This window comes from Ruegeria sp. HKCCD7255, from assembly GCF_013031565.1.
GTDB lineage: Bacteria > Pseudomonadota > Alphaproteobacteria > Rhodobacterales > Rhodobacteraceae > Ruegeria.
Window position 1 is genome coordinate 223,295 of the sequence record NZ_WQAG01000007.1, and the last position, 11,969, is coordinate 235,263.

Here is an 11,969-nt window from a genome sequence, read left to right on the forward strand (position 1 = left end):
GTGTTCCCCCAACGATAGGGTGTCGAAATTTCCCAAAATAAGCAAAATGCGAAATCAAATTAGCCAAATACCGTTGCAAAATGAGTTCAGTTGCCATCGGGTCCGTGAATTAAACCCATATCGGAAACAATAAGGCCGTGTCTGTGAAAAACTTCTCAACCAAAAGTTTACTAAGTTTTGTTCCAACTCATTCAGTATTGTGTAGGTCTTGACGACCTACCGTTTTGTGACGACTTGTGTAGTGACCTGGAAGAAACTCTGGTACATGCTCGACTGAAGGCTGAGCAATTGGGGGCCGACGCCGCGTGCTAAGTTTTGTGACGATAGTGTATTCGAAAGATGTGCCGCTGCTAGAGCTGCAGGCCAGGTCTTTTGCGCGTTTTGTCGATCCGGAAATGGTCGCCTCGATCCACGTCATCATGAACGACGTTGATGAGGCCGGGTTGCGTACCAAGATCGATCCGATCTTGCCCTCCTACGGCCCGTTGCGATCCAAAGTTCACGTCGTCGGGGGCGACGAGGTTTTGTTGGGGCCAGAGCATTGCGCAAAACGCCCGACCTTGTATCGCGCTCTGATCGAGAACCGGTATCGCATCCCCTTTGCCCGCAACGGTGGCTGGCGCGGAAACAACGGATACCGCACGCAACAAGCGCTCAAACTTGGATCTGCGCGCGTGGCTAAGTCTGAAAACATGGTGCTTTTCGACGCCAAGAACCTTTTACTGCGCCGGTTCGATATGTCCGAGTTTTTCTCGGACAGCGGTGCCGCGCGGATCAACATGTTCGAGATCGAAAGTGATTTCCATCGCAACTGGCTGCTGCAAAGCCTGGATGCGTTGGATGTTCCGCATCCCGATATGGATCAGGTGAGGACGACAACCTTCGCTACTCCCTATCCGGTCCGGCGGTCACTGATCCTTGCGCTGCTGGATGAGATCAACGAACGCTATGGATCAGTGCAGGCGCTCTTTGGCTCGCGGCGACGTCCGTCCGAGTTCATGTTGCTCAATGCTTACTGCCTGAAAACGCAAGGTGGGCTAGACCCGTGGTTTGAAGCGGTGACAGATCACAATATCGGCCTCTGGCCGACCTATTCGCCGCAGCAATTGGCGCATCAAGTTGCGCGAATCGATGATCAGGCGTCGCTGAGCCTTGGGTTGCACAACCGGGCAATTTCGAACCTGCCTGCGGATTTGCGCGATACAGTGTTCCAACAGCTTGAGGTGCGCGGTGTTTGCAGCCGTGGAATAACCAAAGCCATTCTGGACAAAACATCCGCTCTTTCTGCCTAACTCCAAGCCCTGGATGTCTAACGGCTTGACCCTTGGCGGAAATCCCGAAAGGGTCTGCGCCAAAGCAATGCCGGAGCAGTAATGGCCACGACCCCCCCTCCTTTTGCCCCGTTTGAGTGGAAGATTGCATGGCGCTATCTGCGTGCGCGGCGCGCCGAAGGCGGTGTCAGCGTGATGACCTGGATCTCGCTGATCGGCATCACCTTGGCAGTTTTTGCGTTGATCGCGACCTTAGCAGTGCGGTCCGGCTTTCGCGCGGAGTTTGTTGGTACGATCCTGGGGGCCAACGCGCATGTCAGCGTGTATTCCGCCGGAGAGCTTGACGCACAGGGCCGGGTTGATCGGACGCTGACAGATTTCGACGGCATGGCGCAACGCATTGCTAACGTGCCCGGGGTTGAACGTGCCGCGCCCTTGGTCAAGGGGCAGGTTCTGATCACCAACCGAGACCGCAGCACCGGTGTTGAGGTCTTTGGCATGCGCCCTGAGGATCTGTATCAGCTGCCAGGCATTGCTGAGAGTGATCAGGCTTACGGTGATCTGAGCCGATATCCCGAGGGTATCGCAATCGGCTCCGGCGTGGCCCGCGCAATCGGCGCAACCGTGGGTGACCGGATCAAGGTCACGTCCCCCAACGGGGTCAAGACGGCTTTTGGCACATCACCCAGGGTCAACGCCTATGAGGTGGTCTATGTGTTCTCGGCTGGCCGCTACGACATCGACCGCACGCGGGTCTACATGCCATTTGCCGAGGCGCAGAGCTTTTTCAACCGGGATGGTGTTGCCGATGAGATCGAAGTCATGGTGGCGCAGCCGGAAAACCTGAATCCTGTTCTGATCCCGATCCTCGAAGCTGCAGGCGAGCGGTCGCAATTATGGACATGGCAGGACGCCTCTGGCGGATTCCTGCGTGCGCTTGAGGTTGAAGACAATGTCATGTTCATCATCCTGTCGATCCTGGTTCTGATCGCCGCGATGAACATTGTGTCGGGTCTGATCATGCTGGTCAAAAACAAGGGTCGGGATATCGGGATCTTGCGCACCATCGGGCTGAGCGAGGGGTCAATCCTGCGCGTGTTCTTTATTTGCGGTGCGTTCACCGGCATCATCGGCACCACGATGGGCGTCATTCTAGGATGCCTTTTTGCGCTTTATATCGATCCGATATTCTCGTTCGTGAATTTCCTGATGGGGGGCGGGGTGTGGGACCCGGCCATTCGCGGGATCTATGCTCTGCCGGCCGAGTTGCACTTGTCTGACGTATTAAAGGCCATCGGCTTGTCACTGGGATTGTCCTTCCTTGTCACTTATTTTCCGGCCCGTCGCGCGGCGCGGCTAAACCCGGTTGAGGCTCTGCGCTATGAGTGATGTGGCATTGCGGCTGACCGGTCTGACGAAAACCTATCTGCAAGGTACACCGGCCGAAGTGCAGGTGTTGCGCGGCGTCGATCTGGAACTGCGCGCGGGCGAGGCGGTGGCGCTTGTCGCGCCTTCTGGGGCTGGGAAGTCTACGCTGTTGCATATAGCAGGACTACTCGACACTCCGGATCAGGGAACGGTCGAGGTTGCAGGACAAGTGGCGTCAGGCACAAGTGATCGAAAACGCACGGGTATTCGCCGTCAGGATGTGGGCTTTGTCTATCAGTTCCACCACTTGCTGCCCGAGTTCACCGCGTTGGAGAATATCGTTCTGCCGCAACTGGCGAATGGTGCGTCTGAGGCCGCGGCCAAGGATCGCGCTATGCAGTTGCTGGATCGCGTCGGCGTGGCTGCGCGGGCGGGGCACCGACCGGCTGCCTTGTCGGGCGGAGAACAACAGCGGGTTGCGTTTTGTCGCGCCCTGGCCAATGTTCCGCGCGTGTTGCTGGCGGATGAACCAACCGGTAACCTTGACCCCGGCACATCTGATCAGGTGTTCGAGGCGCTGATGTCTCTGGTGCGCGAGGCCGGATTGTCGGCTCTGATCGCCACGCACAATCTGGACCTTGCAGCGCGTATGGACCGGATGGTGCGGCTGGAAAACGGTGTGCTTAAGCCAGTTGGGTAATCGCAACGCCCAAAGCCATCACCGCAATACCGCCCGCCCGTATCCATGTCAGCGGTGAGACTTGTGCGCCAAAAAGGCCGAAATGGTCGATCGCAGCCGCGCTGATCAATTGCCCCAGCAGAACAAAGAACACCGCGTTGCCGACACCGAAATGCGGGGCCACATGGGTGATGGACAGAACGTAAAAGGCGATCAGCACACCAGCCAGAAACAGGTGTTTGGGCGCTTGCGCCGCTTTGGCGAACCCCGACGTGCCGGGCAGCAGGACAAGAGCCAGAGCCGAGGTCCCGAACGCAATCGCAAACAGGATGACAGCGGCCGTGTTCGGAGACCCGATCATCCTGCCAAGCGCGGCGTTCAGCGCCGCCAGTATCGGGATGCCGAATCCCGCGACAAGCATGATCGCTGCGTATTGTGTCATATCGCGCCCTTTCCTCCGCCCCATTGATCTGGATCATTGCGCCCCGCGCGCTTGCCGACAAGTCTGTAAATGACTGAAACCAGTGGAGGATGCGATGAGAGGCACGGTTCTCACACTTTGTTTTGCCAGTGTTTGTGCGGTATCTGGCTCAGAGGCTTTGGCACAGGACGCGGAAGTTGGCGCAGAGCTTTATCAGCATTATTGCGCGACCTGCCACGGGCTGGATGCAACCGGGAACGGGCCGATGGCCGGGGTTCTGGTGGTTCAGCCAGTGAACCTGCGGACGCTGGCCGGTGACGATGGCGTGTTCCCAACAGCGCGTGTCGTTGCGCGGATCGACGGGCGGGATCCGTTGGTCAGCCACGGTAGCCCGATGCCTGTCTATGGCCCCTATTTCGAAGGCCAGGATACTGCGATGAAAACCCCTGCGGGGCAGCCTATTCTGACCAGCCAGCCGATTGTCGATCTGGTGGAATACTTGATGACCATCCAGGACGGTTAACCGGTTCAGCGGCAAATGCCTTCGATCTCGGCGCCCGCCCAGGGCAATTCGACATCGCGTTCCCTACGGCCTTGCGGCAGGGTAGAAACGTCCATGTGTTTGCTTAACATGTCGTGGAGCCGCTGGGTACGCGGTGCGTCCGGGTCCAGCGCGCGGCAACAAACATACTCCTCGACAATCGCGCCTTGCTGTTCGAACCCATAGGCCAGAAAATCAGGCGAAGTATCAAGGTCAAACAGATAGGGATCGTCCTGTCCCGTATGCTCAGCAGCGGCGCGCAACGGGTGATATCCGGTGGTGGCGCGATTCTGCCATTGCCAGACATGGGTCAATTCGTGCGCCAGCAACATGGCCGCAATCAAGTTCACGCGCTCGGGGTATTTCGACATGTAATCGTCAAGATACCAGTCTTTGGTAAAGTAGACGCGGTTGAACAGGGCCACGGCAGCAGGTTTACCGGTGACGGTTTCTTCCTTGACCGGAGGCAGGATGCGTTCGCGGCACGCCAAGCGCGGTCTGGCTTTGCGCGTGTAGGTGACCGAAGCCACGGGCGCTCCTTCTACCAGACGGACGCGATCCAGGTTCAGCGTTTCACCTTGAATGTTGCTCGCAAAAGCGCGTTCCTGTTCTGTCAGAGGGCGACCACAGGTTGCCAGCACCATAAGAAAAGAAAGCAAAAGAAAACGCGTCATACTACGCAACCGTAGCGCGCGTTGGTGCTTGCGCAAGCGGTTTTCACGAGCGGTTTGATTCGAGGGCGGCGCGAGATTGCCCGCGAAGCTGTTTCCAGGCGGTTTCGGTGCCAATTTCTTTAGCAAAGTTGCTCAATTGGCAGAGTCAGCGATATTCATAATTGACTAGTCAATCAAAATCCCGCAGCCTGTTTTCTGTCTAGGGGTGTACGGATCACGGTTTTTGCAAGATCGGATCCGTTTTAGGGGCGAATTGCGCAGGTCTGACATCGCAGTCAGGCCAGTGCTTTGTTCTTCCATCTCTGTCCAAATTGGCGCATGTTAAAGGAAATCTTTCGTGCAACAGAAATCCTCGGCCGGGCCATTTCGGGAACGGGGAACATGAACAGAAAACAGGGAGACTATCTCATGAAAAAACTGGGTGTAAGCCTGATGGCGATTGTTGTGGCCACCGGCGCGCACGCCGCGGATATGGGCGCGGTGGACGAGCCGATCAAACTGGCGATCAATGAATGGACCGGGCAGCACGTCACCACTCATGTCGCGGGCGAGATGCTCAAGGCCGCCGGGTATAACGTTGAATACGTGACTGCCGGCATGATGAACCAGTTCCAGGCGCTTGCTGATGGTGACATCGACGCGACGCTGGAAATCTGGTCGTCGAACGTGTCAGACGAATACGCGAAGAAGGTTGCAGAAGGTACGGTTGTTGAAATCGGCGATCTGGGTCTGAATGCCAAGGAAGGTATCGCATACCCGGCCCATGTGGCCGATCTGTGCCCCGGCCTGCCTGCGTGGGAGGCGTTGAAGGACTGCGCGCAAGTGTTTGCAACCGCTGAAACTTTGCCCGGTGGCCGTCTGGTGGATTACCCGGCCGATTGGGGCACACCCGGGGCTGACCGCATGACTGGGCTTGAACTGCCGTTCAAAGCCGTTCCTGCCGGATCCGAGGGCGCCTTGATCGCCGAGCTTCGCGCATCGACCGAGCGCAAATCGCCGCTGCTGATCACGTTCTGGCAGCCGCATTGGGCGATGTCGGCCTATGATGTGCAATTCGTTGATCTGCCTGCAGGCGAAGAAGCCTGCTTTAACGATCCCGCCTGGGGTCCGAACCCGAACGCCGTCAATGATTGCGACTTTTCACCCTCGCGTATCTTCAAAGCCAGCTGGAGTGGCATGGAAGACAAATGGCCTGCGGCTTACGAAATCCTCAGCAACTATCAACTGGCCGTGGAAGATCAGCAGCCGATGATGGGGGCCATCGACGTTGACGGCGGCTCTGTTGAAGAGGTTGTCGCGGCGTGGATGTCGGAAAACGAAGGCAAATGGCGCCCGGTTGTTGACGCCGCAACGCAGTGAGCTTGCATTAGTGACTGAAACGAACACGCCAGCCATCGCCTGCCAGAACCTCTGGCAGGTGTTTGGCAATGGCGCCGAAAAAGCCCTGACCGACGCGCTGTCTCGGTCAGGGAATGACGCTGACAAAGCCGCCGCTGATCTTCGCGAAAACGGGTTTATCCCGGCTGTGCAGGACGCCAATTTCGAGGTCAAGGAAGGCGAGCTGTTTGTCATCATGGGCCTGTCCGGCTCGGGCAAATCCACATTGATCCGTTGCATTTCGCAGCTGTTGCCAGGCACCGGTGGCGAAATCCGGGTGGATGGAGAGAATGTCGTCGGGGCCTCCAAGAAAAAGCTGACCGAACTGCGCCGCAAAAAGCTGGGAATGGTGTTCCAGCATTTTGGCCTTTTCCCGCATATGACCGTAGCCGAAAACGTGGCCTACCCTCTGCGCGTGCAAGGTGTTGGCCGCAAGGAACGTCTGGCCCGCGCGCAAGAGGTGATCTCACTGGTTGGGCTGGAAGGGCGCGAAGACAGCTTTCCCCGCCAACTGTCCGGGGGGCAGCGGCAGCGTGTGGGGATTGCACGCAGCTTGGCTGTGAACCCCGATATCTGGTTTCTGGACGAGCCATTCTCGGCGCTCGATCCGCTGATCCGCCGCCAGTTGCAGGACGAATTCCTGCGCATTCAGGCGACATTGAAGAAATCCATCGTTTTCATCACCCATGATATCCAAGAGGCGCTGAAACTGGCTGACCGCATTGCGATCATGCGCGATGGCAAGATTGTTCAGATTGGAACGCCGACGGATATCGTGTTGCGCCCCGTCGATGACTATGTGCGCGAGTTTTCCAAAGATGTGGCCAAAGGCCAGCATGCCAAGGTCGCCTCGGTCATGCGTGAGGGTGAGGCGCAAGGGCCTGATGATCCGGGGCTGACCACTGCTATGACGCTGGATGCCGCCCTGGCGCGGTGCATGGAGCTGTATGAGCCGGTTCCGGTGCGCGATGCCGATGGCAAGGTCGTCGGTACCGTGAACCCGTCTGATCTGGCCGCCGCGTTGCAGGTGGACGAGGCATGACGGCCGTTACAGACCTGCCGACGCAGCCTTCACTTCATCTGACAACTGGTGCCAAAGCCGCGCTGATCACGGTGGTTGTCGGCGCCGTCTGCCTCGCGCTCGAAGGCGTCGCCCCTTGGTTGGTCAAATGGCCTGCGGCATGGGAACTGCCTGCGACGCAATGGGTTGGAGCTTTCCTCGACTGGTTTCTGAATCTGATCAAACCGGCAATGCGCTTGTTTTCGGACCTGATGGCCTACCCGATGAATTGGGCCAATTTCGTTCTGGGCAACACACCTTGGCCGATTGTGATCGGGATCGTGACGGCGCTAGGCTGGTATCTGGGCGGTCTGCCTATGGCCGCTTTGGGCTTTTTGGGGCTCAGCTTTGTGCTGGCCTCGGGCTATTGGGCCGAAAGCATGAACACGCTGGCGCTTGTGGCCGTATCCGTGCCGGTGGCGCTGATCATGGGTGGTGGCATTGGCATTCTGGCCAATGAAGTCCCGCGCGTCAAAAGCGCCGTACAGGCGGTTCTGGACATCATGCAGACCGTGCCCACCTTTGCATATCTGACGCCTTTGCTGCTGCTCTTTGGGTTTGGCCCGGTTGTTGGCCTGATCGCCTCGGCCATATATGCGGCCCCCCCCATGGCCCGGAACGTCCTGCTGGGGCTGGAACGGGTCGAGCCCGAGATCAAGGAAGCGGCCATCATGTCTGGTGGCACGCGGTTGCAACAGCTGTTTCAAGTCGAAATCCCAGCCGCCACGACGCAGATCATGGTGGGTGTGAACCAATGCCTGATGGCGGCGCTGTCCATGGTGATCATCGCGGCTGTGATCGGCGGGTTCAACGATATCGGTTGGGAAGTTCTTCTGACCATGCGCAAGGCGCAATTTGGCGAATCCCTGATGGCCGGGTTGGTGATCGTGGTGTTTGCTGTGGTCATTGACCGGATGAGCGGCACCTTGGCGACCGAACGCAAACGCTATGACCGCCGCGTGGTGTGGGCGATGCTGGGCTTTGCGGTTCTGTTCACCGTGGCGTTCCGCAATTGGTTGCCCAACCCCTCGGAATTGACGGTACTGGACCCGATGGCCCAGGCCGTTGACAGCGGATTGACCGCCTTTACCCAGAATAACGGGCCCTGGCTGGATGCTCTCAAGAACAACTCGCTGTTCTATGTGCTGCTGCCACTGCGCATTGGTCTGGACCAGGCTGTTTTGCCGTTCACCTGGGGGTTCCAATGGACCTCTGGCATGAGCTTTGGGCTGTTTGCTGTTGGCGCTGTGATTGCTGGCCTGATGGCCTGGCGTGGGCACCTGACCGGCGGGCTGATCGTAATGATCCTGATCGGTATTTTGGAAACCGGTATCTCGAACCTGCCCTGGCCCTTTGTCCTGACCGGAGCAGCGGCCTTGGGCTATGTTGCGGGCGGCTGGCGTCTGTCTGCTCTGTCGGTGGGGCTGCTCAGCACAATTCTGGTATCCGGCCTGTGGGAACGGGCTTTGCTGTCGCTGTACTTAAGCGGTGCTGCGGTCTTTAGCTGTGCAGTGTTCGGTGGGTTGATCGGTCTGGCCAGCGCTGTATGGGCACCGGTCTGGAAGGTTGTCCGGCCGATTTGTGACATGCTTCAAACCATCCCGCTGTTTGTCTTCCTGATCCCGGTCCTGATGGTGTTCCAAATTGGCGAGTTTTCGGCCTTTCTGGCGATCTGTGCCTACGCGATTGTTCCGATGATCCGTTATACGCGGCACGGGCTGGTCAACACGCCGGACGAGATGATGGAGGCCGCAATCTCGAGCGGTGCGACCGAGTGGCAGATCATGCGCGACGTGCGCGCGCCTTATGCCGCACCGACCATTCTGCTGGGGCTGAACCAGACGATCCTTTATGCCTTTGCCATGTTGGTAATCGCTGCCCTGATTGGAACGACGGGGCTGGGCCAATCCATCTATCTGGCGCTGGGTCAGGCGGATGTGGGGCTTGGGGTCTCGGCAGGGGCCGCAATGGCCATTCTGGCTTTGATCGCCGACCGCATGGTTCAGGGCTTTGCGGAAGAACGCCGGAAGGCTTTGGGGCTTTGAGTAACAGGCAGGGGCGATACCGTCGCCCTGCCTGATTCCATTCTGCAAAAACTGGTCGACTGTGTTGTTCCGTGCTATTTGGACCGTCACGCAATGAACCAACGGAGCCAACTGATGCACCTGGCCTATGTCACAACTACGGATCGCGGCGCTACCGATCGCCTGCTGAGCGCCGTGGCCGAACGTCTTTTGACGCGTGGTATCCTATTGTCGGGTGTGGTCCAGACCAATACGGAATGCGCCGACGATGCCAAATGTGACATGGACCTGCGGGTCTTGCCTGATGGCGATACGATTCGCATTTCGCAATCGCTTGGGTCGCATTCGCGCGGCTGTCGCCTGGATCCCGCAGCGTTGGAGCAGGCGGTCGGCTATGTCAGCGGTTCGTTGTCACAAGCGCCGCAACTGTTGATCATCAATAAGTTTGGGAAACACGAAGCAGACGGACGCGGGTTCCGCCCAGTCATCGGCGAGGCGCTGGCTTTGGGCATACCAGTGTTGCTTGGTGTAAACGGTCTGAATGCCGAAAAATTCAAAGACTTCACAGGCGGTCAGGCCGAGCAACTGGAGCCAAACGGAGACGCAATCGTCGACTGGTTTGACCGTGTCGACGCAACACGTGCAGCCGAGGTTTGACCCTTCGCTGATCTACCCGAAGTTGGCTGTTAGCTCGCACGGTCTTTGCACCGGCGGAGGAGTTGACAGGCTTGCACGTATTTGAGGCCAAGACCTTGCGAGCACCATTGGTGGCCGCTGCAATGAAAGGTGTCATGTGGTTAAGAGAAGTGGTGGTGGTCGCAGTCTTCGGCGAACCGGTCTCTGCCTCGGATTTCCCTGTTTACAGGGAATTTACAGGGAAAATCTGAGGTTTTGGCCTCGGAAACGCCAATTCCGCCGATTTCTGCTCAGATTAAATGACGTTTTACAGGGGTTTAGGGGGCAATTCCCTGTTCTTTCAGGAACAGGGGATTTTGCGCATTGGAACAGGGATTGCGCCGGTGTGAACAGGGAAGCGATTGCCGGGAACAGGGATCGCGCCAAGGGCCGAAACTAATACAGCCAATTCGATCACCGGAAGCCTGGGATGCCAAGTTCCTTGAGGCCGCCGTCTTCCTCGTCTTCTGGCAGTTCGGCCCAGAGCAGCGTGACTGCATGGCCTTTGTTTGCGACCCGCGTTTGCTCGTAGAGTTCGAGGTTCGACCTGCCGGTCCAGGGGTGGGGGTCTGCCTCGACAAACTGGGTGAAGCCGGGGCTCGCATTGGTGATCGCGCGATGCGCGGCTGACGTTTGCGGGATCCGGTCGCCCCTGCTGAGATTGAGAAACGGAAAGTCTGCTCCCTTGGCGAAATAGCGTACGGTCCCGTTATGCGACCAGACCGCTGCCAATGGTTCGTCACGCCGCTCCACCATGCGTCGCACGCAGGCCTCGAGGCTCACATCAAGAGAGTTCATCAAATGCTGCGCGTCCCGCAGATCCGGGTCATGCGAATAAAAAGGCTCCATCAGGTAATCCGGCGCCAGGAGTTCGATCGCAAATTGGTTGGCCTGCGTTTCCTGGCGCAGATGCTGTCGTCCTTCCCGCGACTCGCGCATATCCCGCGTCGAGCACGTGAAGCCGGTCGTAGCGGACAGCTGGTGCCGTTCCATAAGGAAATGCCCAAGTTCATGCGCGACCGTGAACCGCGCGCGCCGATGTCCTTTCGAGATGTTGGCGAGAATGCAGCCAGTGCTACGCACTGTGTCCGTCAGCAACATGCCTTCGAACCCGTCGAAGCGATCGAGCCGTACCTCCGAAATATCTAATGCCTTTGCAATGTCTTCGACAGGGACAGATCCCTCCTGTTTGCCCAGCAGCTTGTGGACCATGCGCGCAAGCAGGGCAGGGTGATTAATATCGGAAAGATCAATCCGGTTCAGCGGCACGCGTTTCAGTCCGCGGCTGACGATGTTTGCTGCATGTTCTTGATCATCTGCTCGACGATCTGCCTGTCCCGGTCTGACAGGGCATCGAGGCCGCGATGAATCCGTTCAATCTGCAGGTCGCCTTCGTTCGGTTCCGCCGCTGCACCCGTCAGCACATCGATGCTGACGCCGTAATGGGCCGCCAACTTGCGAACCAGTTCAAAAGAAGGGTTTTTGCTGCGGCCCTTTTCTAACTCCCAGACGTGCGCTTTGGACACGCCGACTTTATCGGCGACCTGCTGCAAGGACTCGCCGCTCTTCTGTCGTAGGCTGAACAGCCTTTCCCCGATGTTCATGGAAACCCCGTGTCTGATTTGTCGAACGGCAGAATGCGCCTGAAGTTGACGAATGTCAAATCGTAAGACATATCGAACGATGAGGGCAGGTGGAGCGATTCCACCCGCAAGCAGTACAGGAGCCAAAGATGGCCGAGACGAAGATTGAATATGTCGCGATCCGCGATCTCAAACCCTGGGCGCGCAACGCCCGGACACATTCGAAGAAACAGGTGCGGCTGATTGCCGATAGCATCGCGCAGTTCGGGTTCACCAACCCGGTGTTGATCGACGAG

General features: G+C 58.0%; 13 protein-coding genes. 9 read left to right on the forward strand and 4 right to left on the reverse strand.

Annotated features, from left to right (window positions below; translation table 11 throughout):
* The first annotated feature begins 317 nt into the window (after nt 1–317).
* The 3 genes from GOX45_RS14720 to GOX45_RS14730 all read left to right on the forward strand — a co-directional run bounded on the left by GOX45_RS14720 (nt 318) and on the right by GOX45_RS14730 (nt 3,339).
* Nucleotides 318–1,292, forward strand: coding sequence for a hypothetical protein (locus GOX45_RS14720; protein WP_171101905.1), 975 nt, complete (start codon nt 318–320; stop codon nt 1,290–1,292).
* A gap of 81 nt (nt 1,293–1,373) precedes the next feature.
* Nucleotides 1,374–2,660: a lipoprotein-releasing ABC transporter permease subunit gene (locus GOX45_RS14725; RefSeq protein WP_171101906.1), complete on the forward strand. Its 1,287-nt coding sequence runs from the start codon at nt 1,374–1,376 to the stop codon at nt 2,658–2,660.
* A complete protein-coding gene (locus tag GOX45_RS14730) occupies nt 2,653–3,339 on the forward strand; it encodes an ABC transporter ATP-binding protein (RefSeq protein ID WP_171101907.1) in 687 nt (228 codons plus the stop codon). Before GOX45_RS14725 ends, GOX45_RS14730 begins: the two co-directional genes overlap by 8 nt.
* Here GOX45_RS14730 and GOX45_RS14735 read toward each other — a convergent pair.
* A complete protein-coding gene (locus GOX45_RS14735; protein WP_171101908.1) occupies nt 3,323–3,760 on the reverse strand; it encodes a DMT family transporter in 438 nt (145 codons plus the stop codon). The two genes, GOX45_RS14730 and GOX45_RS14735, sit on opposite strands and share 17 nt — an antisense overlap.
* Nucleotides 3,761–3,854: 94 nt before the next feature.
* Between GOX45_RS14735 and GOX45_RS14740 the strand changes: the two genes are divergently transcribed.
* Nucleotides 3,855–4,262 (forward strand): cytochrome c, encoded by a 408-nt coding sequence (locus tag GOX45_RS14740; protein WP_171101909.1) that lies wholly within the window; start codon nt 3,855–3,857, stop codon nt 4,260–4,262.
* Between the two features lie 5 nt (nt 4,263–4,267).
* On the opposite strand, the gene GOX45_RS14745 is transcribed toward GOX45_RS14740, so the two are convergent.
* Nucleotides 4,268–4,954 (reverse strand): hypothetical protein, encoded by a 687-nt coding sequence (locus GOX45_RS14745; RefSeq protein ID WP_171101910.1) that lies wholly within the window; start codon nt 4,952–4,954, stop codon nt 4,268–4,270.
* Between the two features lie 408 nt (nt 4,955–5,362).
* Here GOX45_RS14745 and GOX45_RS14750 point away from each other — a divergent pair, with 408 nt between their 5' ends.
* The 4 genes from GOX45_RS14750 (at nt 5,363) to GOX45_RS14765 (ending at nt 10,072) form a co-directional block, all read left to right on the forward strand.
* The gene (locus tag GOX45_RS14750; protein WP_171101911.1) at nt 5,363–6,313 is read left to right on the forward strand and encodes an ABC transporter substrate-binding protein; all 951 of its coding nucleotides are present in this window, start codon (nt 5,363–5,365) and stop codon (nt 6,311–6,313) included.
* Between the two features lie 10 nt (nt 6,314–6,323).
* A complete protein-coding gene (locus tag GOX45_RS14755) occupies nt 6,324–7,373 on the forward strand; it encodes a betaine/proline/choline family ABC transporter ATP-binding protein (RefSeq protein ID WP_171101912.1) in 1,050 nt (349 codons plus the stop codon).
* The gene (locus tag GOX45_RS14760; RefSeq protein WP_171101913.1) at nt 7,370–9,436 is read left to right on the forward strand and encodes a proline/glycine betaine ABC transporter permease; all 2,067 of its coding nucleotides are present in this window, start codon (nt 7,370–7,372) and stop codon (nt 9,434–9,436) included. Before GOX45_RS14755 ends, GOX45_RS14760 begins: the two co-directional genes overlap by 4 nt.
* A gap of 114 nt (nt 9,437–9,550) precedes the next feature.
* Nucleotides 9,551–10,072, forward strand: coding sequence for a DUF2478 domain-containing protein (locus tag GOX45_RS14765; protein ID WP_171101929.1), 522 nt, complete (start codon nt 9,551–9,553; stop codon nt 10,070–10,072).
* A gap of 432 nt (nt 10,073–10,504) precedes the next feature.
* On the opposite strand, the gene GOX45_RS14770 is transcribed toward GOX45_RS14765, so the two are convergent.
* Both GOX45_RS14770 and GOX45_RS14775 read right to left on the reverse strand, forming a co-directional pair.
* Nucleotides 10,505–11,359 (reverse strand): ImmA/IrrE family metallo-endopeptidase, encoded by an 855-nt coding sequence (locus tag GOX45_RS14770; RefSeq protein WP_171101914.1) that lies wholly within the window; start codon nt 11,357–11,359, stop codon nt 10,505–10,507.
* 5 nt (nt 11,360–11,364) lie between these two features.
* Nucleotides 11,365–11,694: a helix-turn-helix domain-containing protein gene (locus GOX45_RS14775; RefSeq protein ID WP_171101915.1), complete on the reverse strand. Its 330-nt coding sequence runs from the start codon at nt 11,692–11,694 to the stop codon at nt 11,365–11,367.
* Nucleotides 11,695–11,822: 128 nt separating this feature from the next.
* On the opposite strand from GOX45_RS14775, the gene GOX45_RS14780 reads away from it, so the two are divergent.
* The coding region (locus tag GOX45_RS14780) for a ParB N-terminal domain-containing protein (RefSeq protein WP_171101916.1) at nt 11,823–11,969 on the forward strand (147 nt) is incomplete at its 3' end.